Below are 26,880 nucleotides of genomic sequence, written 5' to 3'. Positions count from 1 at the left end.
CATGCAGATTCGCGATCTTCCGTTCCCCGACCCCGGCGACCCAGACGTACGAACCGGCGGCAAATTCCTTCTCTGGCTCTACAAGAAGCAGCTCGGCGGGCAGATCAAGGCCCTCCTCTGGGGCCTGGTGCACACCGGTGCTCTGGCCGCCTTTCCGCTGCCGGTCGGCCTCGCCGTGCAAGCCGTCGTGGACCGCTCCGGTGACCAACTGGCCCTGGCCGGCGGGCTCCTCATCCTCCTCGGTGCCCTGGTCGCACTCGGCGACACCATGCTCCACCGCTCTTCCGTGACCAACTGGATCACCTCCGTCGCCCGGGTCCAGCAACTGCTCGCCCGCAAGACGACCGAGCTGGGTTCCGCCATGACCAGGCAGGTGGCCGCCGGAGAAATCGTGGCCGTCAGCACCGGCGACCTCGAAAAGATCGGATGGTTCGTCGAAGGGATCTCCCGCTTCGGCTCGGCTGCCGTGACCTCGGTCGGCGTCTGCGTCTGGCTGGTGCTCTACCAACCGGCCCTCGGCATCGTGGTGGCGATCGGCACGCCGGTCCTGGCGCTGGCCGTGCTCCCGCTGCTGCCGCACGCCACCCGGCGCGCCGACACCCAGCGCGAAAAGGCAGGCCGGGCAACCGAACTGGCCTCCGACACCGTCGCCGGACTCCGCGTACTTCGCGGCATCGGCGGCGAAGAACTGTTCCTCGGCCGCTACCGCAGCGCCTCCCAGGAAGTCCGCAAGGCCGCCGTCCGCAGCGCCCGGATGTGGTCGCTGATCTCGGCCGTCCAGGTAGCCCTGCCGGGGCTGCTGCTCATCGCGGTGGTCTGGTACGGGGTCCGGCTCGCGCTGGACGGCCGCATCACGGTCGGCGAACTCGTCACGATCTACAGCGCGGTCACCTTCCTGCTCTTCCCGCTCCGGCACTTCGAAGAGATCGCCATGGCGTACTCCTTCTCCAGGCCATCGGCGAACCGCGCCGCCCGCGTACTGGCCCTGAGCCGCCCCGCCGGCGGCCGGCTCACCGAGCACGGACCGCTGACCGGGGAGCTGCACGACCCGGTCACCGGCCTCACTGCCGCATCAGGCAGGCTCACCGCCGTGGTCTGCGGCGACCCCGACGCCGCAGGCCGCCTCGCCGACCGCCTCGGCGGACACCCGCCGGACCCCACCCCGGACGCCGAGGAGCAACACACCCGCGACACCAAGGGTGTTGGTGACGCCCCGTCGAACCCAGAGCTTCCCCTCACCGCCGCCGACATCGCGGAGTCCCCCGCTGTCGGCCCCGGAATCACCCCGGATTCCGCCTCCGGCCCACCCACCACAACGCACCTCAACGGGACGGCCACCTCCGTACTCCTCGGCGGCATCCCGCTCGACGACGTACCGCGCACCGCCGCCCGCGCCGCCGTCCTCGTCCAGGACAAGGACCCCACGCTCCTCTCCGGCACCCTCGGCGAACTCCTCGACGTGCCCTCGTCGGGACACATCGGCATCGACGAGGCGCTGTCGGCCGCGCAATGCGGCGATGTCCTGACGGCGTTGGCCCAGGCATCCGTCGACGAGTCCGGCGACCCGATGCTCACCCGCATCACGGAACACGGCCGGTCGCTCTCCGGCGGCCAGCGCCAGCGGCTCGCCCTGGCCAGGTCGCTGGTCACCGACCCCGAGGTGCTGGTGCTCGACGAACCGACCAGCGCCGTCGACTCACACACCGAAGCCCGCATCGCCGACGGCCTCCGCGACATCCGCACCGGCCGCACGACGATCGTCCTCACCTCCAGCCCCCTTCTCCTGGACAGGGCGGACCACGTGGTCTTCCTCCACGAGGGCAAGGTCACCGCCGAGGCCACACACCGCGAACTGCTGCACACCACCCCCGCCTACCGCGCCGTCGTCACCCGCGAGACCGATCCCGCAGAGTCGGCCGCACCGGCTCCTCCGGGTGGGGCCCCCGCCCCACCCCCCTCCACCACCCCCGCACCCGAACACGCCCCACCCGCCGGCACCCCGGCCAACCACACCAACGAGACCGGCCAAACCAGCCAAACCAGCCAGGTTGCCCAGGCCGCTCAAGCCGCCCAAGCCGCCCAAGCCGCCCACTCCAAGGAGACCTCATGATCGGCCTGGCGCCACCGGAGCACGATCCGGATGCCCCGCAGACCGCCACGACCCTGCCCGTCGGCTCCCCCGCGACCGTACGGGCCTACGTGGGCGGCCTCATCCGCCGCCATCGCCGCGCCTTCACCGTGCTGATCAGCGTGAACGCGGCAGCCGTGGTGGCCTCAATGGTCGGCCCCTATCTGCTCGGCGGGCTGGTGGAGGATCTGTCCACCGGAGCACGGCAACTCGAACTGGCGCCGACCATCGCGGTGTTCGCCGTCGCGCTGGCCCTGCAGACCGTCTTCGTCCGCCTCGTGCGTCTGCGCGGGGCGATGCTCGGCGAACGGATGCTGGCGGACCTCCGCGAGGACTTCCTCGTACGGTCGGTGGCGCTCCCGCCGAGCGTCCTCGAACGGGCCGGCACCGGCGACCTGTTGTCGCGGATCACCACCGACATCGACCGGCTCGCCGAAGCCATGCGCGAGGCCGTGCCGGAGCTGGCGATCGGCGCGGTGTGGATCATCCTTCTGCTCGGCGGGCTCACCATGACCGCGCCGCCGCTCGCCCTCTCCGTCCTCGTCGCCCTCCCTCTGCTCATCATCGGCTGCCGCTGGTATTTCACCCGCGCCCCGAGCGCCTACCGCTCCGAAGCCGCCGGTTATGCCGCGGTGTCCGCGGCACTCACCGAGACCGTGGACGCCGGGCGCACCATCGAGGCGCACCGGCTGGGCGCCCGGCGGGTGGCGCTCTCCGAGCGCCGGGTACGCGAGTGGACGCAGTGGGAGCGATACACACTGTTCCTTCGTTCGGTGCTGTTCCCCGTCATCAACGTGACCCATGTGCTGCTCCACGGTTCGGTGCTGATGCTCGGCGGGGTGTTCGTCCTGAAGGGCTGGATCACCCCCGGTCAACTGACGACCGGTGCGCTGCTCGCCCAGATGATGGCCGAGCCCGTCGCCATCATCCTGCGCTGGTACGACGAGTTGCAGGTGGCGCAGGTGTCCATCGCCCGGCTCGTCGGTGTGCGGGAAATCGAGCCGGAAGCCGCCGACGAGACGACGGCTCCCGACGGCCGGGACGTGCACGCCGACGAGGTGTACTTCGGCTATCGGGCGGGGGTGGACGTGCTGCACGAGGTGTCGCTGCGGGTCCGTCCCGGCGCGAGGGTGGCGCTGGTGGGGCCGTCCGGCGCGGGGAAGTCGACGCTGGGGCGGCTGCTGGCCGGTATCTACGGGCCACGCGCCGGCACGGTCACCCTGGGGGGTGCCGCGCTCTCCGAGATGCCGACGGAACGGGTCCGTGAGCATGTGGCGCTGGTCAATCAGGAGCATCACGTGTTCGTGGGGTCGCTCCGTGACAACCTGCTGCTCGCCCGTACGCGGGCTACCGAGGGCGAACTGTGGGCGGCGCTGGCCGCGGTGGACGCCGCCGCGTGGGCCAAGGCTCTCGACAAGGGGCTGGACACCGAGGTCGGTTCGGGTGGCCATGCGCTGACCCCGGCGCAGGCGCAGCAGATCGCGTTGGCCCGTCTGGTACTGGCCGACCCGCACACGCTGGTGCTGGACGAGGCGACCTCCTTGCTCGACCCGCGGGCGGCCCGGCATCTGGAACGGTCCCTGGCCAAGGTCCTGGACGGGCGGACGGTCGTGGCCATCGCCCATCGTCTGCACACCGCGCACGACGCGGATGTGATCGCCGTTGTCGAGCAGGGCCGGATCAGCGAACTCGGCAGCCATCAGGAGTTGGTGTCCGCGAACGGTGCCTACGCGGCCCTCTGGCGCTCCTGGCACAGCTGACGGCGGAGGTCCGTGCCGGTCCCGGGCCGTCCTCCGGCTCGGGACCGTGGCGCCGTAGTGCTTCCGGCGCGCGTGGACCGTCGGTGCTCCGTCCATCGGGCGGGAACGGGCTACGGCGTTACGGACAGCCCGCCGCCGTGAGGCTCCGTGGGCCGCCGCCCCCGCCGCACCGGGCGGACCGAGGTGGCCGAGGTGGCTGTCGCTGCCGTGGTGGCGACGGTGGCAGGGCTGTGGCGGGGCGGTCAGAGGTAGCCGAGGGCTCCCAGGGCGCCTATGCCGCCGAGCAGCATGAAGGCGGGCATCAGAACTTTCAGCTCGATCCAGCTGCCGGCCCGGAAGCGCATGGCCTGCGGCGGGCCCACTGGGTACCAGCGCTTGCGGCCTATCGGGATGGGCCACAGCACGGGGCAGCCGGAGACCGTCAGGGCGTCGCCGATGTCGTGGACCAGTGCGCCGAGGACGATCGGCAGGCCGAGCCAGAGGTACTCCTGGCCCGGTTCGGTGAACAGCCAGCCCGCGCCGTTGCCCGGCTGGTCGAGGATGCCGGCCAGGATCCAGGCCATGGTTGCGCCCAGCAGCCACACCAGGACATCGCTGGAGACGCGTGCCGCGCGCCACAGCAGACCTTCGATGGCGAGCACCATGTGGACGAAGAGAATGCCGAGCACCGCCCAGCGTCCGCCCTGGGTGGCGAGGAGGGACATTCCGCCGCCGACGAGGACCGCCCACAGCCAGGTGTGGGTGAGCGTGCGGTGCCCTCCGGCGCGGTTCGAGTCGCCACGCATCTTGGTGGCTTTGTACACGGCGTGCGAGAGGGTGTCGACGAGCTCGCAGAGCATGCGCGAGAGCGGTCCGAAGGCGCGCGAGATGGTGGCTGACTTGTGGTCGAGGTCGGGGGCGAGCGCCGCCCCGGCGCAGATCAGAGCTCCGCAGACGAGCACGGGCCAGGGCATCGGATACCCGGCGGTCGCGGCTGCCGCTCCCACTCCCAGCCAGGCCGCGGCTCCGGACAGCGAATGCGCCGGTCCCATCATGGTCGTTCTCCACCCCTTGTTTTCTTGGATCTCGTGTTTCTGACGCCTGGTCGGCGACACAGCGTAGCGTCAGATGATCTCCATATGAGTGGCCGGTTCCCGGATACGGGTCGAGGGCAGGCAGTATGGGGGCGTGACCCTTATCGATCATTTGCCGAAAGACGCCGACCCCGATGCCCTCTTCGAAGCTTTTTCGAGCTGGGCCGAACAGCAGGGGATCACTCTCTACCCTGCCCAGGAGGAGGCGCTGATCGAGGTGGTCTCGGGGGCGAACCTCATCCTGTCCACGCCCACGGGCTCCGGTAAGAGTCTGGTGGCGGCGGGCGCCCATTTCACCGCGCTCGCCCATGATCAGGTCACCTTCTACACGGCGCCGATCAAGGCGCTGGTGTCGGAGAAGTTCTTCGATCTGTGCAAGCTGTTCGGCACCGAGAACGTCGGCATGCTGACCGGTGACGCGTCCGTCAACGCGGACGCCCCGGTGATCTGCTGCACGGCTGAGGTGCTGGCCTCGATCGCGCTGCGGGACGGCAAGGATGCCGACATCGGGCAGGTCGTGATGGACGAGTTCCATTTCTACGCGGAGCCGGACCGGGGCTGGGCGTGGCAGATTCCGCTGCTGGAGCTGCCGCAGGCGCAGTTCATCCTGATGTCGGCGACGCTCGGCGACATGTCGCGGTTCGAGGAGGACCTGACCCGGCGCACCGGGAAGCCGACGTCGGTCGTGCGGTCGGCCACCCGGCCGGTTCCGCTGTCGTACGAGTACCGTGCGACGCCGATGACGGAGACGCTCACAGAGCTGTTGGAGACGCATCAGTCGCCGGTGTACATCGTGCATTTCACGCAGGCCGCGGCGGTGGAGCGGGCGCAGGCGTTGATGAGCATCAATATGTGTACGCGTGCGGAGAAGGATGAGATCGCGCAGCTCATCGGGAATTTCCGGTTCACGACCAAGTTCGGTCGGAATCTCTCGCGTTACGTCCGTCATGGCATCGGCGTGCACCACGCCGGCATGCTGCCCAAGTACCGTCGGCTGGTCGAGAAGCTGGCGCAGGCGGGTCTGCTGAAGGTGATCTGCGGTACGGACACGCTGGGTGTGGGGGTCAACGTGCCCATCCGCACGGTGTTGTTCACGGCGCTGACGAAGTACGACGGCACCCGGGTGCGGACGCTGCGGGCGCGGGAGTTCCACCAGATCGCCGGGCGTGCGGGGCGGGCCGGTTTCGACACGGCGGGGTTTGTCGTGGCGCAGGCTCCGGATCATGTCGTCGAGAACGAGAAGGCGCTGGCGAAGGCCGGTGACGATCCGAAGAAGCGCCGCAAGGTGGTGCGGAAGAAGGCGCCGGAGGGTTTCGTCAACTGGGGCGAGAACACCTTCGAGAAGCTGATCGCCTCCGATCCCGAGCCGCTGACCTCGCGTTTCCGGGTGACGCACACGATGCTGTTGTCGGTGATCGCCCGGCCGGGCAATGCCTTCACGGCGATGCGTCATCTGCTGGAGGACAATCACGAGCCGCGCCGCAACCAGCTCAAGCACATTCGTCGGGCCATCGCGATCTACCGGTCGCTGTTGGACGGCGGCATCGTGGAGCAGTTGGACGAGCCGGACGCGGAGGGCCGGATCGTACGGCTGACCGTGGACCTTCAGCAGGACTTCGCGTTGAACCAGCCGCTGTCGACGTTCGCGCTCGCGGCGTTCGACCTGCTGGATCCGGAGTCGCCGTCGTACGCGCTGGACATGGTCTCGGTCGTGGAGTCCACGCTGGACGATCCGCGGCAGATCCTCGCGGCGCAGCAGAACAAGGCGCGTGGCGAGGCCGTCGCCCAGATGAAGGCGGATGGGGTCGAGTACGAGGACCGCATGGAACGCCTCATGGACGTCGAATACCCCAAGCCGCTGGAGGAGTTGCTGTTCCACGCCTACGGGCTGTACCGCAAGAGCCACCCGTGGGTCGGTGACCATCCGCTGTCGCCGAAGTCGGTGATCCGCGACATGTACGAACGCGCGATGACCTTCACGGAGTTCACGTCGTTCTACGAGCTGGCGCGCACCGAGGGAATCGTGCTGCGTTACCTCGCGAGTGCGTTCAAGGCGCTGGATCACACCGTGCCGGACGATCTGAAGTCCGAGGATTTCCAGGACATCATCGCGTGGCTCGGCGAGATGGTGCGCCAGGTGGACTCCAGCCTGCTGGACGAGTGGGAGCAGCTGGCCAATCCCGAGGTGGAGACGGCGGAGCAGGCCGCGGAGCGGGCCGATCAGGTCCGGCCGGTCACGTCGAATGCGCGGGCGTTCCGGGTTCTGGTCCGCAATGCGTTGTTCCGCAGGGTGGAGCTGGCGGCGCTGGACAAGGTGGAGGAGCTCGGCGAGATGGACGCCGACTCCGGCTGGGACGTCGACGCCTGGGGCGATGCGATGGACGCCTACTGGGACGAGTACGACGAGCTGGGCACCGGTCCGGACGCGCGGGGCCCGAAGCTGCTGCAGATCGATGAGGACGTGGAGCACGGGCTGTGGAAGGTGCGGCAGACTTTCGCCGACCCGAACGGCGATCATGACTGGGGCATCTCCGCGGAGGTGGATCTGGCCGCCTCCGACGAGGAGGGGCGCGCGGTGGTGCGGGTCACGGATGTGGGTCAGCTGTGAATGAGGGTCGGCGGACGCCGGCCCCGGAGGCGATGGGGGATCACCGGTCATGACGGGTTCGGCCGAGAAGCTGGTCGATCTGCTGGATCTGGAGCAGATCGAGGTCAACATTTTCCGTGGTCGCAGCCCGCAGGAGTCCCTGCAGCGGGTGTTCGGCGGGCAGGTCGCCGGGCAGGCGCTGGTGGCTGCCGGGCGGACCACGGAGCGGGACCGGCCGGTCCATTCGCTGCACGCGTATTTTCTGCGGCCGGGCCGTCCCGGGGTGCCGATCGTGTACCAGGTGGAGCGGGTCCGCGACGGGCGGTCCTTCACCACCCGCCGGGTCGTCGCCGTCCAGCAGGGACGCACGATCTTCAATTTGACCGCCTCCTTTCACAAGCCGGAACCCGGCTTCGATCATCAGTTGCCGATGCGTCGGGTGCCCGGACCTGAGGGTTTGCCGACAATCACGGAAGAGGTGCACGAGCGGCTGGGTGCGCTGCCCGATGCGCTCCAGCGGATGGCCCGCCGGCAGCCGTTCGACGTGCGGTATGTCGACCGACTGCGGTGGACCGCGGACGAGGTCGAGGGTGCCGAGCCGCGCAGCACGGTGTGGATGCGGGCGGTGGACCCGTTGGGTGACGATCCGCTGGTGCACACCTGCGCGCTGACCTACGCCAGTGACATGACGCTGCTGGACGCGGTGCGTGTCCCGGTCGAACCGCTGTGGGGCCCGCGCGGTTTCGACATGGCCTCCCTCGACCATGCGATGTGGTTCCACCGGCCGTTCCGCGCGGACGAGTGGTTCCTCTACGACCAGGAGTCACCGATCGCCACGGGCGGCCGTGGGCTGGCCCGTGGGGCGATCTACGACCGTGAGGGCAGGCTGCTGGTGTCCGTCGTCCAGGAAGGGCTGTTCAGGAAGCTGGGCGGCTGACGTCGGCGTGCCGTGGACGGCCCGGAGGCCGCTCGGAGGCGGTCGGGGGCTTCCCGGCGGGCCTCCTCCAGGGCCCGGGAGAGGTTGACGCGGTACCACAGCACTTCGTCGAACTCCTCGGCGGTCAGGACGCGTTCGAAGGATTCCCGTGCGGCGGCGGTGGCCGTGATCACGGAGGCGAAGTGCGGCTTGAGGCGGCGGAGCAGGGACCGCTCCAGTGGGTCGCCGACGACGGATGCGCATTCTTCCGGGGGCAGTACGGCGGCGATGACCGCGGCCGATTCCCAGGGGTCCGCCGTCTGTCCCATGAGCTGGGCGACGCGCCGCCCGCGCCATTGGCGTGCTCGCCAGTCCTGTCCGTCGTCGAGCATGACGCGCATCGCCGCGGGAGTGTTGCCCCGTAGGAGTTCGGGTTCGCGGTCGGCGAAGTCGGCCACCTCCGCGGCGAGGTAGAGCCAGACGAGGGCGCCGTAGCGGTTGACGTAGAACCTGACGGGGCCGAAGCAGCCTGACCTGGTCAGGCGCAGGAAGCGGCTGGGTGCGATGCCCATGAGTTCGGCGGCTTCCGTCGTCCCGACGGTGCGGATCCGTTCCCGGAGGGTGTCCGGGAAGCCCGGCTCGGCCTGCAGCCTGACGATCTCCTCCGCCGGGACGCGGCGGCGGTTCAGTGGGGCGCCGCCGCCGGGCCGGTTGTCGGTTCCTGCGGGTACGGTGCGTACTTCCCCCAGTTGGGTGGCGAGTTCCAACTCGCCGGTCCTCAGCTCCAGTTCGCGGGCGGCTCGCCCCGTGGCGAGCGTCTGCTGCCCGTCGCACATCACAGTCATGTCTGTTCCCCCACAGCTCGGTCGATCACTGACAGTCACGACTGTAGCGAGGGGGGATGACAGTCGGTCAACCCACGCCTCAAGCCTGTGGATAACTTTGCGGCTGCCGTGCCGCGACGGCGAGGTGTTCGCCGACGCGGTTGACGAGCAGGGTCATTTCGTAGGCGATCTGTCCCATGTCGGCCTCCGCGCCCGCGAGTACGCCCAGGCAACTGCCCTCGCCTGCCGCGGTCACGAACAGCACCGCGTCATCGAATTCGACCATCGTCTGCCGGACCCGCCCGGCCCGGAAATGGAGTCCCGTCCCCTTCGCGAGGCTGTGCAGTCCCGAAGCGACCGCGGCCAGATGTTCCGCGTCCTCCTGTGTCAGCTCCTGGCTCGTGCCCGTGACCAGCCCGTCGTTGGAAAGCACCAGCGCGTGCCGTACCTTCTCCACGCGGTTGGTCAGATCGTCCAGCAGCCAGTCGAGTCCGCTGGTCAGTGCCATGCCGGTTCCTCCCCGTGTCCCCGTCCGCGCCCGCGACGCGGACGGCAGCCCGTCCACAACTGCCGTGCCAGCGTGGCTCACCTCCGGCGTCTCGGCAAGCGGCCCTGCAGTGCGGCCCCACCGCCCGGCGTGCCCTGCTCCGCGCCGGCGCTCCGGATGGGGAGTATGTGCACATGGCACGAAAGATGACCAAGGACGAGTGGCAGAAGTTCGTCTCCGAGGGAACCCGCACCGGCAAGCTGTCGACCGTACGGGCCGACGGCAGCCCGCACGTGGCCCCAGTATGGTTCCTCCTGGACGGCGACGAGTTGGTGTTCAACACGGGAAAGGACACGGTCAAGGGCCGCAATCTGCTGCGCGACGGCAGGGTGGCGCTGTGCGTCGACGACGAACGGCCGCCCTTCACGTTCGTCACCCTCCAGGGGACGGCGGAGATCAATGACGAGGTGGCGGAGGTGCGCCACTGGGCCACGCGTATCGCGGCCCGCTACATGGGTGAGGAGCGTGCAGAGGAGTACGGCGCGCGGAACGGGGTGCCCGGAGAGCTGGTGGTGCGGGTCACGGTCGACCATGCCGTGGCCGTGGCGGAACTCGCCTCCTGAGGGGTGAGCGGCAGACGGGGCGGCGCACGCGCGGTGCGCCGCACACCGCCCGCCTCCCCGTGCGGGGCACCCGGCGCGTACGCCCCGTAGGCCGTGGTGGGGCCGGGCGGTCCCGCCCGGCCCCGGGGCTCATCCGACCGAATCGAGTACGCGGGATGTGTACTGCCGCCCGGCATGCTCGACCAGCCTGATCAGCACTTCCTTGCCGGAGTCGCGGTCACGCGCGTCGCAGAGCACCACCGGAGTGCCGCGGTCCAGGTCGAGTGCGCGGGCCACTTCGTCGGCGCCGTGGGAGCGGGCTTCCGTGAAGCAGTTGACGGCGACCAGGAACGGGATGGCGCGCCGTTCGAAGTAGCCGACCGCCGGGAAGCTGTCCTCCAGGCGCCGGGTGTCCGCCAGCACCACGGCTCCCAGGGCACCGTCCGAAAGGTCGTCCCACAGGAACCAGAAGCGGTCCTGGCCCGGGGTTCCGAAGAGGTAGAGGGACAGGCCCGACCTGATGGTGATGCGGCCGAAGTCCATGGCCACCGTGGTGGTGGTCTTGCGGTGCACCTTCTCCGTGTCGTCCACCGATTCGCCCGCGGAAGTGAGCTGCTCCTCGGTGCGCAGCGGCCGGATCTCGCTGACGGATCCCACCAGCGTTGTCTTGCCCACCCCGAAGCCGCCGGCCACCAGGATCTTCAGCGCCAGGTCGGGGCCGGGGTCCAGGGCAGCGCCGTTCGGATCCCCTTGTGCGGCTGTCATCGGCCGTTTCCTCCAGGATGCAGGTCCCCGTGCGTCACGGGGTGATCGGATGCACGGCTCGGTGACCGGAGCCGCGGGCGGCTGAGCGCCGTCCGAAATCCATGGCGAGGACCGTACCCCTGCCCCATGAGGAATTCCTTGATTTTCGGGAAAGCTCTTCCGGATACACATGATCAATTCGCTTACTGGTCGGTGTAGTTGGGCATCGGGTATGCCGATTCCCCACCCACTGACCGGAGTTGACCGATGGCGATCGTTCCCTATCGCGGGGGGATCGTGCGGGATCATGGGCGCATGACGCAGCAGGAGTCGTCGGAACGCCGCCCGGAATGTGGCACCGCAGCGAACCCGTCGGCAGGCGTGGTCGAACGCAACGGCATCGACCCCGTACCGGAATCCGAACGCCACGGCACGCCCCGGGCCCTGTTCTGGCCGTGGGCCGCCTCAGGACTTTCCCTCCTGTCCATCGCCTACGGCGTGTACATCGTGGGGCTCGGGCTCAGCCCGTTGCAGGCCGTCGTCACCGGGGCTGCCGGGTACGTGCTGTCGTTCCTCCTGGTCGGCATGGTGTCCGTCGCGGGCGCCAGGACCGGCGCGCCCACCATGGTCATCGGCCGGGCCTCCTTCGGGCGGCAGGGCAACAAGCTGCCCACGCTGTTCAGTTACGTCTCCAACGTCGGCTGGGAGACGGTGCTGGTCGCACTGTCCTCCCTGGGAGGCTCGGCCGTCCTGGCGCGGCTTTCGCCGACCGTGTTCGCGGAAGCGGACGGGACGACTCCGACGACCACGGCGCAGGCGCTGTGCTTCGCCGTGACGGCCGTATCCGTCGTCGTGGTCGGGATCTTCGGGCACGCACTGATCATGAAGGTGCAGAAATATCTGACCGCGGCCATCACCGCCATGACGGCGGTCTACATGGCGCTGATGGCCGGCCGCATCGATCCGGCCGCCCTCCGGCACGGCACACCGGGAGACGCGGGAACCTTCGTCGGCGGCATCGTGTTCGCGATGACGCTGCTCGGGCTGGGCTGGGTGAACTGCGGCGCCGACTACAGCCGTTACCTGCCGCGTCACAGCAGCGGCCGGGCGATCGCCGGCTGGACCACACTGGGCGGCGTCCTGTCACCGCTGGTCCTGCTGGTTTTCGGCGTGCTGCTCGACGCGAACGACCCGAAGCTCGCCGCGGCCACCGCCGCCGACCCCATGGGCGCGCTCGCCGCCGAGTTGCCGACCTGGTTCCTGGTGCCGTATCTGCTGGCCGCCATCGGGGGCTTCGCCTCCGGGGCGATCATGGACATCTACAGTTCCGGCATGTCGCTGCTGGCCCTGGGGATCCCGGTCCGCCGGCATCTGGCGGTGCTGGTGGACGGCGTCCTGATGGCGGTGGGCGGCTGGTACGTCCTGTTCGTCTCCCCCAGCTTCTTCGCCACGTTCCAGGCGTTCCTGTCCGTCGTCGGTGTGGCGATGGCCGCGTGGACGGCCGTCTTCCTGGTGGAGCAGTGGCGTCGGCGCCGCACCGGGTTCGACCTGGCGTCGGCGCGCACCCTGGGGTGGCCCGCCGTGCTGTCGCTCGCCGCCGCCACGGCCGTCGGCCTCGGCCTGATCACCTCCGCCGACCCCAACATCGCCCCTGCGGTGGGCTTCCTGCTCACCGCATCCGCCGCGCACGGCACACTGGGCGCCATGAACCTCGGCGTCGTGGTGGCACTGGCCGTCGCAGCCGTCCTCTACGCCGCCACCGCACCCCTGGCGGGCCGAGCCGCCACCGAAGGAGCCCGATGACCGACGACCACACCCAGCGCACGGAGCACGTCCGGGCGTTCTTCGCGCCGCGCGCGGCAGGCTGGGACAGTCGCTTCCCCGACGACGGCCCCGCCTACGCCGCAGGCGTCGCCGAGCTGGGCCTGCGGGAGGGCGACCGGGTCCTGGACGCCGGCTGCGGAACGGGACGCGCCCTGCCCGCGCTACGCGCCGCCGTGGGCCCGCGCGGCACCGTCCTGGGCGCGGACCTCACCCCCGAGATGCTGCACGCCGCCGTACGGGCCGGACGGGACGCCGCCGCCTGCCTGCTCCTGGCGGACGCGGGCCGGCTGCCGCTCGGCGCCGGAACGCTGGACGCCGTCTTCGCCGCCGGACTCATCTCCCACCTTCCGGACCCGGCGGGCAACCTCACCGAACTCGCCAGAACCGTGCGCCCCGGAGGCCGACTGGCACTGTTCCACCCCATCGGGCGGGCAGCTCTCGCCGCGCGCAAGGGACACCCGCTCACCCCCGACGACCTACGGGCGGAGCCGAACCTGCGGCCCCTCCTTGCCGACAGCGGCTGGGACCTCGTCCGGTACGCCGACGAGGACAGCCGCTTCCTGGCGCTGGCGGTCCGCAGGGACTGAGCCGTCACACGGGGCGGCCGGGCTCCTGCTGCGCATCGGGACGCTCGGTGTGCGGCACCGGGCAGGCGCCGGTGCGCCGCGCGGTGGGGAACGTGCCGAGGTCGGCGACCCGGAAGCCGTCGGGGTAGCCCTTGATCTCGGGGTTCTGCCGGGCGTAGTGCGGCTTGCGGCGCGGCGGGAGCAGGCGCACGGCCCTGGCGCGCAGCCGCAGCGCGGAGCGGACGGCCGTACGGACCGCGGGCCTGGGCCGCTCGTACCGGAAAGCCGTCAGCAGGGAGTCGTCCAGGAGGGCCATGCTGGCGCCGCGTACCACCGGTGCGAGCGGGCCGTACCAGCCCGCCATCAGGTCCAAGGTGGCGTCCGAAACCTTGCGGGCGCCCTCGTCCCAGTCGAAGTGCGCCGCCTCGTAGTCGTCCAGGCAGCTTTCGAACTCCTCATAGGTCTGCGGGAGTTCGGTGATGCCCATGTGGCGGCCGAGAGTGCGGTAGTACGCGGCCATCGCCTGCGTCTCGTGCCTGCTCAGGCGCCGCCAGCCGTACGCGTCGAGCCAGCGCTTGGGCACCACCACGAAGGTGCACAGGACGTAGCGCATGTCGTCGTTGCTGATGTCGTAACTGCGGTGCATCTGGTTGATACGGCGGATCGCCGCGCGGCCGTCCTCGCCGTCGAAACCGTGCTCGACGACGGCGTCCAGGAGGAGGGCGGTGTCGTCGTAGCGCTTCTGGGTGCGGTCCGTCAGCTCCGCGGTCCTGGCGAGGAGCCGGCCGATGCTCGGCACCGCGTAGGTGCGGTAGAGGGCGAGTTCCAGGGCCCGGGTGAGGTCCCAGGGGAATTCGTACGTCGCGGTGATGCGGTAGATCCGCAGGAAGTCACGCTCCGGGTCGAGCCGCCGGATCTCCTTCAGCCAGTCATAGCGCCGCACCTGGTGTCCCGCCCCTTCCATCGTCGAAACGTCAATTCTAGGCGTTTCGTGGGTGCTTCACGGACGGCGCAAGGAAGTACGGCCGGTCTGCGGGGCGGCGTGGCCGGATCGGCGTGCAGCACGGGCAGGACGACCTTCTCCACGGGCAGACCGGGGCCGCTCATAGGAGACCCGGCATTCCCGGCGCACACGGTGCAGGCGGTGGCCGGGGAATCACAGGGGGCCGAGACCGCGGCTGGTGACAAGGTCGTACCCAGCCAATTAGGGTGCGCCGACAAACGTCGGACGGAACGTAGGGGAGGCTCGCGTGTCCACGACCGAGAGCGCCGACAACGACCAGTTGTTCGTGCTGACGGCGGTGCTGCTGACACCCGCCCAGTTCCCCAGCGTGCTCGGCGACGACTACCCCGAGGTGTGCGCCGGGCTCGGCCTCGAACCGTACGCGGAGGGCTACGGGCTCGTCCTCGGGCAGGACGGGCAGGGCGCCCGCTGGACCGTGGCCACGGAGGACGTGTCGCTGGTCGCCTGCGCGGTCGCCGCCTGGGACTGCGGGATGGAATACGACCTCTCGCCCGGGGAGGACAGCATCGTCGCCGCCCTGCCCGGCTGGCCGCTGGCGCTGGCCGTGGCGGCTCCCGGCGTCCCCGAGCCGCACGATCCCGAACCCGAGGCCGGAGACCCGGCGCCGCTGACGCCTCCGGACGCGGCGGAATGGGGGCCCGCCCAACGGCGCCTGGGAGCGGACGAGATCGCGCTCCAGTGGGCGGCGTGGCGTGAACAGGTGGACGGCGACGTCACCTTCGTGGGCCCCGGTGAGCAGCCGCATCCAGGAGTGCGGCGGGTCATGGCGGAGGCACACGGATATGTGACCGAGCCGCCGCCGCCCGGCCGGGTCCGGTCCTCGTTCGCCGCGGGCGAGGCGCGCACCCTGCGCGTGGACGGGCCCGGCTGGAGCATGGTGGCGCGCACCGACGACATCGCGTTCGTGCTCCTCGACGAGGAACCTGGCGAGGTCCACCCGGTGGGCCGCGGGCCCGAACTCCCCGCCCTGCTGACGTCGTTGGACGAGTTGGCGGCCCGTCCCGTCTGACCTTCAGACCCGCCCCGTCGGATCCCTCAGGCCCGCCCCATCTGACCTTCAGGCCCGCCCCGTCTGGCCCTCCGGGCTGCCTGCCGCGCTCGCCGACGGCGATTGTCAGACCCCTGTGATGGACTTGTCCTGCATCGATCGAGCAAGACACACGGGGAGGCATTGATGCAGGTGAACAGTGGTGCGCGCGATCAAATGACCACTTCGACGCGGGGAGGGGTCCGGGGGCCGGCCCAGGAGCAGGGCCGGGTGGAGCGGCATGGGTCGAACCCGATAGCAGGGGTCCGTACGGCAACCACGCGGCGCGGCGCGGACGGTAACTGGTCGGACAGCAACCGGCCGTTCGCACCACGGCCGAAGTGCCGTGCGGCGGGCAGCGACAGGTTGGCGGTCTGCGCGGCCTGACAGCGGTGGGGGGCAGGACAGCGGCCGGTACGGGGGCGATGGCCCGGTCCTTGGGTAATGGGCTGCCGGTAAGGGATGGCGTCGTCGAGGCAGGGCACGTTGTGGGCCCCGGCGACCGCCCGGCCCCCGACGACCGCCCAACGCAGTCGCTGGAAAACGCCGGCAGCACGTCACACGACAACGAGGCGGACCGAACGGCGGGACGGGGAGGGAGGGGAGGAGGAAGGAGGAGAGGCGAGGGTGGCGGTGCGTCCTGTCCCCGTTCGTCGGCGGTTCATGTCACGAGTGTGGATGCCCCGTTCGCGGTCCCCTGCGCACCATCAGGCGGCGCTGCCGCTCGGGCGCTCCGCCCGGCCGAGCCTGCCGGACCTGCCGGGCCTGCCGGACCTCCACGCGGCCAGACCGAAAGCGAGGCCACCGACCAGGAACCAGGGGTTCCACAACAGCAGCGTCCACAGCCGCTGTTGCGGGCTGACGTTGATCTGCTGGCCCGCAACGTCGGTCAGCAGCAGCGCCTCGATGAGGATGCCGCGCGCCAGCAGCACGGCGCAGACACACCAGCCCAGGGCCGTGATCACTCGGCCTGCCGGACCGCGAGGCCCGGGTCCGGCGAGAAGCCATCCCAGTGAGCCGCCGACAAGACACAGCAGTCCCACACCCCACAAGCCCACCGCCACGAACCAGCCCGGACGTTCCTCGGCCAGGGGCCCTGCCGAGACGCTGAGGCCCCAACTGCCGCCCAGTGCCCAGTAGAAATGCAGCACGGCGAAGGCGACCGCCCAGGCGCATGCGATACGCCCCCACGCCCCCGGCGCTGCCTTGTCCTGCGGGTCTTCATGCATGGCGAGCAGCATGCCACCGGCCATGGCGCGCCATCGTCGGTAGCGTCGTCAGCGGGGGCGTCCTGAGACGCACGCACGCCAGCCGCCCGTTCGGCCACAACATGTGGTCGAAACACGTGGCCGAACGCATCGGACTTGGTCGTCCAGGGGTGGGCCGCGTCGACCGTTGCCCGAAGCGGCCATGGCATACGCGTCGGCCCTCAGCGCCGCCCGGCCCCGGAACCCGCTCCAGGGCGTCCGCCCGGCGATTTCGCCTCCCGGGGATGGCCGTCCCGGGGGATCAGCGCCCGAGTTGCTTGTGGCCGGCGCGGCGCAGCCTGCGTCGCTGCGAGGGGTCCAGCGTCAGGTAGGCGACCGCCGGTACCCCGACCATGACCAGAAGAGCCGCCCAAAGGGGCAGCAGCCACAGCAGGATCACTCCCACCGCGACGCCGCCGACTGCGACCTTCGCCCGTGTGGACATCCTTCACACCCCTTCCACGGCGCGTGCCGCGCCTCATGTATTCCATTGAACGCCGTTTCGGCTCCGGAGGTTCCCTCAACGGTCGTGACTTCCTGTACCCTCGGCCGCCACAGCCGCCAGTAGTCAAATTTGAGGAGCCATCGGCGCAGTGCCTCACTTCCCTTCGGCGACAGCCGTTCCTCCGCCCTCCTCCCTCACCGATCTCGCCCGCTGTGCAGCGACGTTCCTGCCGTCGGACCCGCCGCGCACCGGCCGGGTCGCGTTCTGGCACCCCGACGGCACTCCCCTCGGCGCCCTCCCGGGCAACGACAACCAGAGCGACGGCCGTCTGACGGTCGTCCTGCCGGACGGGGACGGCGGGGTCGTGGTGGACGAGGTCCCGGCCGTCGTCCTGTCCGTTGCCGAGGCGCTGCCGATGCTGACCCGCGCGCGTGCCGCCGGCGCCGCCGATCCGGCCGCCGTCTTCTGGGGTGCGGCCGTCCTGCTCGCGCTCCAGCTCGCCGCCCGGGGGCGGCTGCTCCCGGGCCTGAGCCCCGGCGATCACGACGCCTGGCGGCTGGGCCCGCTCGACACCGCCGACGTCGAGCGGCTGCGCGAGCTGGCCGCGGCCATGCCGCCGTATGCGCACGCCACGCCGCTGCCCGGCGAGGGGCCCGTGCGGCTGCCCGAACCCGAACGCCATCTGCGGGCCTTTCTCGACGCGGTCGCCGACGGGCTGCCGCGCTCCCCCGCCGCCCCGCTCGCCACCGGCGGCCCGGCCTTCGCGGCAGCCGCCCCGCAGCACATCCCGGAGCAGCACGCCTGGGCGGCGGACGTCGCCGCAGGTCACGACGCGGGCGTACGGATCTCGCTGCGTGTGGAGGTACGCGGGGCGGGGGCGGACGGTCCTGTCGCCCCTTCCCCCGGCCCGGATTCCGGAGCCACCGGCCCTGCCGCGGCATCCGAGGCATCCGCGACGTCCGAAGCCGCCGCCCCTCCGCCTTCCGGCACCGGGGTCACCGCCCCCGACGTGGACTTCGTCGCCGTCCTCCAGGTGCACAGCCTCACCGATCCTTCCCTGGTGGCGGACGCGGCCGAGGTGTGGGCCGGGGTGTCAGCGGCCGGTGAGGCGTTCGGGCCGCGGGCGCGGATGGACAGCCTGCTCACCCTGCGCCGGGCCGCCGGTACCTGGGCGCCGCTCGCGCCGCTGCTCTCCGCGGCCGTACCGGACATGATCGAGCTGGCCGACGAGGAGATCGGCGAGCTGCTGGGACCGGCCGGACGTGCGCTGGCCGCCGCCGGTGTGCAGGTCCACTGGCCGAAGGAGCTGGCCCGCGGTCTCACCAGCCGTGCCGTGGTGGGCCCTGCCGGTTCCGGCGGCGCTCCCCCGTACGGCACGGGAGGCGGAACCGAGGACGTCGCGGGTACCGAGGACGTGGCCGGCTCCGGGAGCGGCAGCGGTGCCAGGTCCGGTCCGCCGTCGCTGCTCTCCGCCGATGCGCTGCTCTCGTTCAGCTGGCGCTTCGCCGTGGGCGGCCAGGAGATCGGCAGGGCGGAGCTGGAGCGGCTCGCCGAGGCCGGACGGCCGCTGGTGCGGCTGCGTGACCAGTGGGTGCTCGTCGATCCCGAGGCGCTACGGGCGGCACGGGACCGCAGGGACCGTACGATCACGCCGCTGGACGCGCTGGGCGCCGCCCTGACCGGGTCCGCCGAGACCGACGACGGCGGGCGGGTCGCGGTCGAGGCCTCCGGGTGGCCCGCCGCGCTCCGGGACCGGCTGGCGGATCCCGAACGCGCCGGTGCCACGCCCGTCGCACAACCCCCGGCGCTCGCCGCGACGTTGCGCGACTACCAGCTGCGCGGCCTCGACTGGCTGCACCGGATGACCTCGCTCGGTCTCGGCTGCTGCCTCGCCGACGACATGGGACTCGGCAAGACGGTCACGCTGATCGCGCTGCACCTGCACCGCGCGAGCACGCCGGAGACCGCAGGACCCACCCTCGTCGTCTGTCCCACGTCCCTCATGGGCAACTGGCAGCGGGAGATCGAGAAGTTCGCACCCGGCACTCCGGTGCGCAGGTTCCACGCCGGACGGCGCGATCTGACGGGCCTGGCGGACGGCGAATTCGTCCTCACCACGTACGGCACCATGCGGCTGGATGCCGCGCGGCTGGCGGAGGCGGGGTGGGGTCTTGTCGTCGCCGACGAGGCGCAGCACGTGAAGAATCCGTTCTCGGCGACCGCGCGGGCGCTGCGGGCGATCCCCGCGCGGGCCCGGGTCGCGCTGACCGGCACTCCGGTGGAGAACAACCTCTCCGAACTGTGGGCGGTCCTGGACTGGACCACGCCGGGCCTGCTCGGGCCGCTCGGCCGCTTCCGTTCGCGTTACGCGCAGGTCATCGAGGGCGGGACGGCGGCGTCGGCGGATGCGGCAGGCGCGGCGGAGCGGCTGTCCCGGCTGGTGCGGCCGTTCCTGTTGCGCCGCCGTAAGTCCGACCCCGGCATCGCCCCTGAGCTGCCGCCGAAGACGGAGACCGACCGTGCGGTGGCGCTGACGGCCGAACAGGCCGGTCTGTACGAAGCGGTGGTGCGTGAGGGGCTCGGTGATATCGCGGGGGCGGACGGTTTCGCCCGGCGCGGGCTGGTCGTCAAGCTGCTCACCGCGCTCAAGCAGATCTGCAATCACCCCGCGCAGTATCTGAAGGAGTCAGGAACCGGGCGCAACGCGCCGCGGACCGGCGGGCGTTCGGGGAAGATCGAGTTGCTGGACGAGCTGCTCGACACGCTGCTCGCCGAGGAGGCGAGCGTGCTGGTGTTCACGCAGTACGTGCAGATGGCGCGGTTGCTGGAGCAGCATCTCGCGGCGCGTGGCGTGCCCACGCAGCTGTTGCACGGCGGCACTCCGGTCGCCCGGCGCGAGGAGATGGTGCGACGGTTCCAGGACGGCGAAGTGCCGGTGTTCCTCCTGTCGTTGAAGGCCGCCGGGACGGGGCTCAATCTCACCCGGGCCTCGCATGTGGTGCATTTCGACCGGTGGTGGAATCCGGCCGTCGAAGCTCAGGCCACCGACCGCGCCTACCGGATCGGGCAGACGCAGCCGGTGCAGGTACACCGGATGATCACCGAGGGCACGATCGAGGACCGGATCGCCGGGCTGCTCGCCCGTAAGCAGCAGCTCGCCGACGCGGTGCTCGGCTCCGGCGAGGCCGCGCTGACCGAACTCACCGACGCCGAACTGGCGGACCTGGTCGCACTGCGAGGGAGCGAGCGATGACCGAGGCGGAGAACCGTGCAGACGAGAGCACACGAGGTGGCGACGGCGCGCGGGTGCCGGAACGTACCTTCGCCGCGCTGCCGCCGGTGCGCGGCGGGGCCTTCGCGCGCACCTGGTGGGGCCGGGCCTGGCTGAAGGCCCTGGAGGACAGCGCGCTGGACAATGCGCAGGTCAAGCTCGGCAGGCGGCACGCGCGGGCCGGTGCGGTCGGCGCGGTGTCGGTGCGGCCGGGCCGGATCACGGCCGTCGTCCAGGACCGTGATCACACCCGGCACCGGTCCGATGTCCTGCTGCAACAGCTCGGGGACGCCGACTGGGACCGTCTCCTGGACGTGATGGCGGACCGGGCGGGGCACATCGCCGCGCTGCTGGACCGCGACATGCCGCCGGTGCTGGTCGAGGACGCGGCGGCGGCCGGCATCGAACTGCTGCCGGGGATCGGCGACTTGGAGTCGGCGTGCAGCTGTGAGGCGTGGGATCACTGCGCGCACTCCGCCGCGCTCTGCTACCAATTGGCCCGCCTCCTGGACGAGGATCCGTTCCTCCTGCTGCTGATGCGGGGCCGCGGCGAGCGGGAGCTGCTGGACGAATTGCAGGCGCGCAGCGCGGCCCGCGCGGAGCCTGCGCCGGGCGTCGGCGGGGCGCGGGCGGCGGCACCGGCCGGGGTGCGGGCCGCCGAGGTGTTCGCCGCGCGCGACATCCTGCCGCCGCTGCCCGCCCCGCCGCCGCCCGTCGATGTTCCGGGCCCCGCGCCCTCGTTGGGCGGCGGCGCCCCGCCCGCGCCGGGCGTCGACGTGCCGTCCCTGGAGTTCCTGACGGCCGATACCGCGATACGGGCCCGGGGCCTGCTCGCGGAAGCGCTCGCCTCCTGGCACGCGGACACTCCGCCCGCGCCCGCCCTGTCCCCCGCGCAGGACGCCGTACGGCTGGCGGCTGCGGGCCCGGACGCGGCCGTCGCGGCGCGGCTCGCGGCGGGTTCGGGGCGCGACGCGCGGGCGCTGTCACTGGCCGTGCGGGCCTGGCGGCTGGGCGGCGTCGCCGCGTTGGAGGTGCTGGAAGAGGATCACGTGCCGGACCCCGACGCGCTGGCACGTGCCGATGACCGGCTCGCCGCCGCCTGGGACGAGGGCGAGCCGCGGCCCCGGCTGCGGGCGGCGCGCGGCCGTTGGACGGTGGTCGGCGAAGACACCCAGATCCGGTACGGGCGGGACGGACGCTGGTGGCCGTACCGGAAGGAACACGGCAGGTGGGCGCCGGCCGGCCCGGCATCCGACGATCCGGCGGCGGCGCTGGCGTCCTTGTCGGCGGCGGATGACGGCGCTTAGGGCGCGCCCCGCACGACGGTGGACGTGCCCCGCACGGCGGTGGACGTGCCCCGCACGGCGGTTGGGCGTTCCGGCATGCGGGCCCCGCCGGGGTCAGCCGCGTGCCTCGCGGTGCGCGGCGGCCCGGCGTACGAAGATCTCGTGGAGGTCCCGGGCGGCCTTCGGCACGGAGGCGGAGCGCGGGCGCTGGAGCACCATCAGGACCTCGGTGCCGTCGCCGGCCAACGGGCGGCAGGTGAGCGCGCCGCTGCGTTCCAGCGGGTCGCCCATGACGCTGTAGTCGGGCAGCACCGTGGCGCCCAGCCCCTCGGCCACCATCAGCTTGCCCATTTCCGCGCCGTCGGTGGAGTAGGAGAAGGACGGTTCGCGGCCCTTGAGGAGGCGGTGCACGAAGCGGTGCATGACATAGCCGGAGCGCATCACGATCAGCGGCTGGGACAGCAGGTCGCTCATCCCTACCTCGCTCAGCTCGGCCAGGGGGTTGTCCGGCCGGATGCACACCACCGGTCGGCCGCGCAGGAGTTCGGTGGTGTGGACGTCCGGCGGCAGGTCGTCGCCGCGCAGGTAGTTGACGAGCCCGAGGTCGAGGCTGCCTTCCAGGAGCGAGCGGTGTATTTCGGCCTGCTGCGCGCCGATGACCTCGGCCTGCGTCGCCGGATGACCGGCCCGGAATTCGCGGATGGTCGGTACCAGCAGCGGGACGGTGGCCGCATTGACCGTGCCCAGTCGCACCATGCGGCTGATGTGCAGTTGGTCGTCGGCCGCCCGGCGCAGCTTGTCGACCGAGTCGAGGACGCCGATGATGTGCGGCAGCAGTTCCCTGCCGTCGTCGCTGATCTTCGCGCCGGAACGCTTGCGTTCGAGAATGTCGACGCCGAGTTCACGCTCCAGATTGCGGACGGTCTCGCTCAGCGCGGGCTGCGAGAGATGCAGTTCCTCCGCGGCTTTGCGCAGCGAACCGAGCCTGGTCACGGCGGCAATGTATTCCAACTGCTCGATCCGCACGAGAACACACCTCCGGCACCGATAACCATCCCGACCGGACCGCCGGGCAGTAATTCAAGGAAAACCCTATCACCGGTTCGGCGATAGGCATCGGCCCCGAACTCGATGAATGGCACGCGGAATTGGCGCACTTCTCGTCGGTTCGCGGAATTTCCGTTGCCGGAATATGGCGCACGATGAAGAGGGAATTACGCGTTCATGAACCGGCAACACCTGTCCATCTCCGCGCGATATTCGGTAATGCGGTGCGCGCCCGCCGTCCCTTCGTGCGTTTCCGGCCGGTCGGTACGGGGGAAGCAGTTTCCTGCCTCTCCCGTACCGGCCGATCCGCCCCGTCCGCCTGCGGTGCGCGCCGTGGCCGTGGTTCGCTGGGGCGATCCCCCACCGCCAGGCCGTCGACCCGCAGCGAGGAGGACACGTGACCGGCATCCCACGTCACGCGCCGCGCACCGCATCGCACGCCGTCGAGCCGCCACCCGGCACCGGGTTGCCGTACTTCGAGGACCCGTCCCCCGGTAGGGGGGTGCTGCCGCCGCGCGCCTGGTACGCGGGGTCGGATGCCGCGCGGCTGTCGTTGGACGGCACCTGGCGGTTCCGGCTGTCGGAGCGCGCCGACGCCGAGGACGCCGCGTTCGCCCGGCCGGATTTCGACGACTCCTCCTGGGCGGAGCTGCGGGTTCCGGGGCACTGGGTGCTCGCGGGGCACGGCGCGCCCGCGTACACCAACACCGCCTATCCGTTCCCCGTCGATCCGCCCCGGGTGCCGGACGAGAACCCGACCGGTGACCACCGCTGCCGCTTCGACCTGCCCGCCGACTGGCCGGGCGGGCCCGCCGTGCTGCACTTCGGCGGGGTCGAGTCCTGCGCCCGGGTGTGGCTCAACGGGCAGGAGCTGGGGCATTTCAAGGGCAGCAGGCTGCCGCACGAGTTCGCGGTGGGGCAGCTGCTGCGACCGCGCGGCAATGTGCTGGCGGTGCGGGTCCACCAGTGGTCGTCGGGCAGCTACCTGGAGGACCAGGACCAGTGGTGGCTGCCGGGCATCTTCCGGGGCGTCTCGCTCCACAGCCGCCCCGACGGCGCGGCCGTCGACCATGCCGTGCACGCCGGGTTCGACCATCTCACCGGCCGGGGCACGCTGTGTGTGACCTCCGAACCGGGCGGCCGGGTGACGGTGCCCGCGCTCGGTCTCGATCTGGCGACCGGTGAGCGTGCGACCGTGCCCGTACTGCCGTGGACGGCCGAGACCCCGGTGCTGTACGACGGCGAGCTGACGGTGCCGGGCGAGCGGATTCCGCTGCGGATCGGGTTCCGTACGGTGCGGGTCGAGGACGGACTGCTGAAGGTCAACGGGCGTCGCATCCTGCTGCGTGGCGTCAACCGCCATGAGTTCCACCCGCGTGACGGGCGTGCCGTGGGGCCCGGCACGATGCGGCGCGATCTGCTGCTGATGAAGCGGCACAACATCAACGCGGTGCGCACCAGCCACTATCCGCCGCACCCGGCGTTCCTGGAACTCTGTGACGAGCTGGGGCTGTGGGTCGTCGACGAGTGCGACCTGGAGACGCACGGTTTCGGCCGGCAGGAGTGGCGGGGCAATCCGGTCGACGATCCGCGCTGGGAGCCCGCGCTGCTCGACCGGGCCCGCCGGATGGTCGAGCGGGACAAGAACCACCCGAGCATCATCCTGTGGTCGCTGGGCAACGAGTGCGGCACCGGGCGGGGGCTGTCCGCGATGGCGTCCTGGATGCGGCGGCGTGATCCGTCCCGCCCGCTGCACTACGAGGGCGACCGCAGCTGTGCCGACACCGACGTCTACTCGCTGATGTACGCCGAGCACGCCGAGGTCGAGCGGATCGGGCGGCGCGCGGAGGAGCCGCTGGCGGATGCCGCGCTGGACGCCAGGCGGCGCGAACTCCCGTTCCTGCTCTGCGAGTACGCGCACGCGATGGGCAACGGTCCTGGCGGGCTGAGCGAGTACCAGCGGCTGTTCGAGACGTACCGGCGCTGCCAGGGCGGCTTCGTCTGGGAGTGGATCGACCACGGGCTGCGGCGGCGGACACCGCAGGGCGAGGTCTGGTACGCGTACGGCGGCGACTTCGGTGAGGAGCTGCACGACGGCAACTTCGTCTGCGACGGTCTCGTCTTTCCCGACCGGGTGCCGTCGCCCGGCCTGGCGGAGCTGAAGAAGGTCGTCGAGCCGGTACGGATCGAGGCCGGGGGCGAGGGGCCCGGCGGCGCGGCGCGTACCGTCCGGATCCGTAACCTCCAGGATTTCGCGGATCTTTCGGCCCTCGTCTTCCGTTGGACGTACGAGGTGGCGGGCGAGGAGTACGGCGCGGGCACGCTGGCCGTGCCGGAGGTGACGGCGGGCGCGGAGACCGAGGTGCCGTTGCCCGCCGTGCCGGACGCCGGGCGCGGGGGCGGCGAGGCGTGGTGGACGGTCCGTGCCGTGCTGGCCGACGACACCGCGTGGGCGGCGGCCGGGCACGAGGTCGCGTGGGGGCAGTTGCCTGCGGGCATCCGGCGGGCGCCCGTCGTCCCGTCCGGGACGGCAGCGGTGGTGCGGCGTGCCGACGGCGGTCCGCTCGTCCTCGGCCCCGGCGCCTTCGACGCGGTGACGGGCCGGCTCGTCTCGCTCGGCGGATCGGCGCTGACCGGGCCGCAGTTGGACGTGTGGCGGGCGCCGACCGACAACGACGAGGCGGCGGCGTGGCAGGCGGGTCCGCGGCCTGCCACCGAGTGGCGGCGGGCCGGTCTCGACCGCGTGCGGCACCGCGTCGACGCGGTCGATGCGGGCCGGGACACGCTGGTGGTCCGCACCCGCGTGGCGCCCGCCGGGGTGGATTTCGCGTTGCGCACGGTCTACCGCTGGACGGCGCGGGCGGGGCTGCTGCGTCTTGAGGTGGCCGTCGAGCCGGTGGGCGACTGGCCGGTTCCGCTGCCGCGGCTGGGTGTGCGGATGGCGGTGTGCGGCAGTCTGGGGCTCGCGCGGTGGTTCGGCGGCGGGCCCGGTGAGGGCTATCCGGACACCCGGGCGGCCTGCCGGGTGGGGCGCTGGGAGCTGCCGGTGGACGCGTTGCAGACGCCGTACGTCCGGCCGCAGGAGAACGGTGCGCGGCCCGACGTCCGCTGGGCCACGCTGACCCGGGCCGACGGGACGGGCCTCCGGATCGACGGCGAGCCCGACTTCTTCTTCACGGCGCGGCGGTGGAGCGACGCGGAGCTGACGGCGGCGCGGCACACCACCGATCTGACGCCTGGCGAGCTGCTGTGGCTGCATCTCGACCATGCGCAGCACGGCATCGGCAGCCGGTCGTGCGGTCCCGGTGTGCTGCCGCAGCACCGGCTGGAGGCGGCACCCGCCGGGTTCGCCTTCACGTTCTCGACCGTGCGGTGAGCCGCAGGTCCCGGTGACCGCGCGGTTCAGACGGCGAGGAAGCGGTCGCCGGCTTCACCGTGGAGGCGGCCCGCGGGGAGCTTGCGGCCGAAGGCGAGCAGCAGGAGGTCCTGCGCACGGCCGGTCACGAGTGTGCCGGTGCCGAACGACCAGTCGAGGTCGTCGGCGCGGAGCCGGACGCCGTCGAGTCCGGCTCCGAAGAAGGCGGCGGACTTGGGGGTGACGCCGTCCAGGAGGACCCGCAGGCGGTCCTCCGGTATCCGGCGGTCGATGCCGAGGGGGACGGTGATGTCCAGTCCGTGGACGACGTCGTGGCCGAGTGCCGCCGCGGTCCCGCCGACCGGCGGCGTCCAGGGGTGCGTCGCGTTGTCCCGGATGAACGCGGCCAGTTGCGGCGCGGTGTGGGTGGCCGCGTCCCTGCGGGCGCAGCGGTCGGTCATGCGGTGGAGGCTGCCGCGGGCCTTGGCGATCTCCCACAGCGTCCGGGGCAGCGGGTATCTGAACCCCAGCGACATGTGGGCGGCGACCTCGCGTACCCGCCATCCGGCGCAGAGGGTCGGCGCGTCCCATGCCGCGGCCGGCAGGCCGTCCAGTACGTCGGCCAGTTCGCGGCGTTCGGCGGCGATCGCCGTGCGGATGTCCATCG

Annotated in this window: 20 protein-coding genes; 11 read left to right on the top strand and 9 right to left on the bottom strand. The window is 71.5% G+C overall.

All coding sequences use genetic code 11. The annotated features are described in order from the left end of the window. Position 1: 1 nt before the first annotated feature. Together ACIBK8_RS07130 and ACIBK8_RS07125 are read left to right on the top strand one after the other, a co-directional pair. The gene (locus ACIBK8_RS07130; RefSeq protein WP_399040587.1) at positions 2-2,110 is read left to right on the top strand and encodes an ABC transporter transmembrane domain-containing protein; all 2,109 of its coding nucleotides are present in this window, start codon (positions 2-4) and stop codon (positions 2,108-2,110) included. Further along, positions 2,107-3,888, top strand: coding sequence for an ABC transporter ATP-binding protein (locus ACIBK8_RS07125; RefSeq protein ID WP_399040585.1), 1,782 nt, complete (start codon positions 2,107-2,109; stop codon positions 3,886-3,888). The genes ACIBK8_RS07130 and ACIBK8_RS07125 overlap by 4 nt, the downstream gene beginning before the upstream one ends. A 242-nt stretch (positions 3,889-4,130) precedes the next feature. Here the strand turns inward: ACIBK8_RS07125 and ACIBK8_RS07120 are convergent, their stop codons facing one another. Further along, the gene (locus ACIBK8_RS07120; protein WP_399040584.1) at positions 4,131-4,922 is read right to left on the bottom strand and encodes a metal-dependent hydrolase; all 792 of its coding nucleotides are present in this window, start codon (positions 4,920-4,922) and stop codon (positions 4,131-4,133) included. Between the two features lie 133 nt (positions 4,923-5,055). On the opposite strand from ACIBK8_RS07120, the gene ACIBK8_RS07115 reads away from it, so the two are divergent. Then, positions 5,056-7,569 (top strand): DEAD/DEAH box helicase, encoded by a 2,514-nt coding sequence (locus ACIBK8_RS07115; RefSeq protein WP_399040757.1) that lies wholly within the window; start codon positions 5,056-5,058, stop codon positions 7,567-7,569. 49 nt (positions 7,570-7,618) lie between these two features. After that, positions 7,619-8,485: an acyl-CoA thioesterase gene (locus ACIBK8_RS07110; protein WP_399040583.1), complete on the top strand. Its 867-nt coding sequence runs from the start codon at positions 7,619-7,621 to the stop codon at positions 8,483-8,485. Here ACIBK8_RS07110 and ACIBK8_RS07105 read toward each other — a convergent pair. Both ACIBK8_RS07105 and ACIBK8_RS07100 read right to left on the bottom strand, forming a co-directional pair. Then, positions 8,416-9,309: a DUF6397 family protein gene (locus tag ACIBK8_RS07105; protein WP_399040582.1), complete on the bottom strand. Its 894-nt coding sequence runs from the start codon at positions 9,307-9,309 to the stop codon at positions 8,416-8,418. The genes ACIBK8_RS07110 and ACIBK8_RS07105 overlap by 70 nt on opposite strands. 79 nt (positions 9,310-9,388) lie before the next feature. Beyond that, the gene (locus tag ACIBK8_RS07100) at positions 9,389-9,796 is read right to left on the bottom strand and encodes a roadblock/LC7 domain-containing protein (RefSeq protein WP_393681306.1); all 408 of its coding nucleotides are present in this window, start codon (positions 9,794-9,796) and stop codon (positions 9,389-9,391) included. A 173-nt stretch (positions 9,797-9,969) separates the two neighbouring features. Between ACIBK8_RS07100 and ACIBK8_RS07095 the strand changes: the two genes are divergently transcribed. Beyond that, entirely contained in the window at positions 9,970-10,398 is a 429-nt protein-coding gene (locus tag ACIBK8_RS07095) for a PPOX class F420-dependent oxidoreductase (protein ID WP_399040580.1), read from the top strand. 129 nt (positions 10,399-10,527) lie between these two features. On the opposite strand, the gene ACIBK8_RS07090 is transcribed toward ACIBK8_RS07095, so the two are convergent. Next, entirely contained in the window at positions 10,528-11,142 is a 615-nt protein-coding gene (locus tag ACIBK8_RS07090) for a GTP-binding protein (protein WP_399040578.1), read from the bottom strand. A 294-nt stretch (positions 11,143-11,436) separates the two neighbouring features. On the opposite strand from ACIBK8_RS07090, the gene ACIBK8_RS07085 reads away from it, so the two are divergent. Both ACIBK8_RS07085 and ACIBK8_RS07080 read left to right on the top strand, forming a co-directional pair. Beyond that, the gene (locus ACIBK8_RS07085; RefSeq protein WP_399040577.1) at positions 11,437-12,924 is read left to right on the top strand and encodes a purine-cytosine permease family protein; all 1,488 of its coding nucleotides are present in this window, start codon (positions 11,437-11,439) and stop codon (positions 12,922-12,924) included. Beyond that, the gene (locus ACIBK8_RS07080) at positions 12,921-13,532 is read left to right on the top strand and encodes a class I SAM-dependent methyltransferase (protein WP_399040576.1); all 612 of its coding nucleotides are present in this window, start codon (positions 12,921-12,923) and stop codon (positions 13,530-13,532) included. The genes ACIBK8_RS07085 and ACIBK8_RS07080 overlap by 4 nt, the downstream gene beginning before the upstream one ends. A gap of 4 nt (positions 13,533-13,536) precedes the next feature. On the opposite strand, the gene ACIBK8_RS07075 is transcribed toward ACIBK8_RS07080, so the two are convergent. Continuing rightward, positions 13,537-14,454: an oxygenase MpaB family protein gene (locus ACIBK8_RS07075; protein WP_399040756.1), complete on the bottom strand. Its 918-nt coding sequence runs from the start codon at positions 14,452-14,454 to the stop codon at positions 13,537-13,539. A gap of 307 nt (positions 14,455-14,761) precedes the next feature. On the opposite strand from ACIBK8_RS07075, the gene ACIBK8_RS07070 reads away from it, so the two are divergent. After that, positions 14,762-15,544 carry a hypothetical protein gene (locus ACIBK8_RS07070; RefSeq protein WP_399040575.1) on the top strand — a complete coding sequence of 261 codons (783 nt, stop codon included), beginning with the start codon at positions 14,762-14,764 and terminating at the stop codon, positions 15,542-15,544. Positions 15,545-16,269: 725 nt separating this feature from the next. On the opposite strand, the gene ACIBK8_RS07065 is transcribed toward ACIBK8_RS07070, so the two are convergent. Together ACIBK8_RS07065 and ACIBK8_RS07060 are read right to left on the bottom strand one after the other, a co-directional pair. After that, entirely contained in the window at positions 16,270-16,815 is a 546-nt protein-coding gene (locus ACIBK8_RS07065; RefSeq protein ID WP_399040574.1) for a DUF3995 domain-containing protein, read from the bottom strand. 256 nt (positions 16,816-17,071) lie between these two features. Then, complete coding sequence (locus tag ACIBK8_RS07060) at positions 17,072-17,254, bottom strand: hypothetical protein (protein ID WP_393681319.1); 183 nt, start codon at positions 17,252-17,254, stop codon at positions 17,072-17,074. Positions 17,255-17,402: 148 nt separating this feature from the next. On the opposite strand from ACIBK8_RS07060, the gene ACIBK8_RS07055 reads away from it, so the two are divergent. Both ACIBK8_RS07055 and ACIBK8_RS07050 read left to right on the top strand, forming a co-directional pair. Further along, positions 17,403-20,507: a DEAD/DEAH box helicase gene (locus ACIBK8_RS07055; RefSeq protein WP_399040573.1), complete on the top strand. Its 3,105-nt coding sequence runs from the start codon at positions 17,403-17,405 to the stop codon at positions 20,505-20,507. Beyond that, the gene (locus tag ACIBK8_RS07050; RefSeq protein WP_399040572.1) at positions 20,504-21,832 is read left to right on the top strand and encodes an SWF or SNF family helicase; all 1,329 of its coding nucleotides are present in this window, start codon (positions 20,504-20,506) and stop codon (positions 21,830-21,832) included. The genes ACIBK8_RS07055 and ACIBK8_RS07050 overlap by 4 nt, the downstream gene beginning before the upstream one ends. A gap of 93 nt (positions 21,833-21,925) precedes the next feature. Here the strand turns inward: ACIBK8_RS07050 and ACIBK8_RS07045 are convergent, their stop codons facing one another. Then, the gene (locus ACIBK8_RS07045; protein WP_399040571.1) at positions 21,926-22,837 is read right to left on the bottom strand and encodes a LysR family transcriptional regulator; all 912 of its coding nucleotides are present in this window, start codon (positions 22,835-22,837) and stop codon (positions 21,926-21,928) included. A gap of 418 nt (positions 22,838-23,255) precedes the next feature. Between ACIBK8_RS07045 and ACIBK8_RS07040 the strand changes: the two genes are divergently transcribed. Next, positions 23,256-26,234 carry a glycoside hydrolase family 2 TIM barrel-domain containing protein gene (locus ACIBK8_RS07040; RefSeq protein WP_399040570.1) on the top strand — a complete coding sequence of 993 codons (2,979 nt, stop codon included), beginning with the start codon at positions 23,256-23,258 and terminating at the stop codon, positions 26,232-26,234. Between the two features lie 26 nt (positions 26,235-26,260). Here ACIBK8_RS07040 and ACIBK8_RS07035 read toward each other — a convergent pair whose 3' ends face one another. After that, positions 26,261-26,878 (bottom strand): maleylpyruvate isomerase family mycothiol-dependent enzyme, encoded by a 618-nt coding sequence (locus ACIBK8_RS07035; protein WP_399040569.1) that lies wholly within the window; start codon positions 26,876-26,878, stop codon positions 26,261-26,263. Positions 26,879-26,880 lie beyond the last annotated feature (2 nt).

This window comes from Streptomyces sp. NPDC050161 (assembly GCF_044460025.1).
Taxonomy (GTDB): Bacteria; Actinomycetota; Actinomycetes; order Streptomycetales; family Streptomycetaceae; genus Streptomyces.
This window is presented reverse-complemented; position numbering and strand designations above follow the sequence as displayed.

Coding starts and splice junctions, on each gene's coding strand:
- ACIBK8_RS07125 (WP_399040585.1), top strand. CDS start 2,107: ATGATCGGCCTGGCGCCACCGGAGCACGATCCGGATGCCCCGCAGACC.
- ACIBK8_RS07100 (WP_393681306.1), bottom strand. CDS start 9,796: ATGGCACTGACCAGCGGACTCGACTGGCTGCTGGACGATCTGACCAAC.
- ACIBK8_RS07095 (WP_399040580.1), top strand. CDS start 9,970: ATGGCACGAAAGATGACCAAGGACGAGTGGCAGAAGTTCGTCTCCGAG.
- ACIBK8_RS07085 (WP_399040577.1), top strand. CDS start 11,437: ATGACGCAGCAGGAGTCGTCGGAACGCCGCCCGGAATGTGGCACCGCA.
- ACIBK8_RS07105 (WP_399040582.1), bottom strand. CDS start 9,309: ATGACTGTGATGTGCGACGGGCAGCAGACGCTCGCCACGGGGCGAGCC.
- ACIBK8_RS07060 (WP_393681319.1), bottom strand. CDS start 17,254: ATGTCCACACGGGCGAAGGTCGCAGTCGGCGGCGTCGCGGTGGGAGTG.
- ACIBK8_RS07050 (WP_399040572.1), top strand. CDS start 20,504: ATGACCGAGGCGGAGAACCGTGCAGACGAGAGCACACGAGGTGGCGAC.
- ACIBK8_RS07035 (WP_399040569.1), bottom strand. CDS start 26,878: ATGGACATCCGCACGGCGATCGCCGCCGAACGCCGCGAACTGGCCGAC.
- ACIBK8_RS07110 (WP_399040583.1), top strand. CDS start 7,619: ATGACGGGTTCGGCCGAGAAGCTGGTCGATCTGCTGGATCTGGAGCAG.
- ACIBK8_RS07120 (WP_399040584.1), bottom strand. CDS start 4,922: ATGATGGGACCGGCGCATTCGCTGTCCGGAGCCGCGGCCTGGCTGGGA.
- ACIBK8_RS07065 (WP_399040574.1), bottom strand. CDS start 16,815: ATGGCCGGTGGCATGCTGCTCGCCATGCATGAAGACCCGCAGGACAAG.
- ACIBK8_RS07080 (WP_399040576.1), top strand. CDS start 12,921: ATGACCGACGACCACACCCAGCGCACGGAGCACGTCCGGGCGTTCTTC.
- ACIBK8_RS07090 (WP_399040578.1), bottom strand. CDS start 11,142: ATGACAGCCGCACAAGGGGATCCGAACGGCGCTGCCCTGGACCCCGGC.
- ACIBK8_RS07130 (WP_399040587.1), top strand. CDS start 2: ATGCAGATTCGCGATCTTCCGTTCCCCGACCCCGGCGACCCAGACGTA.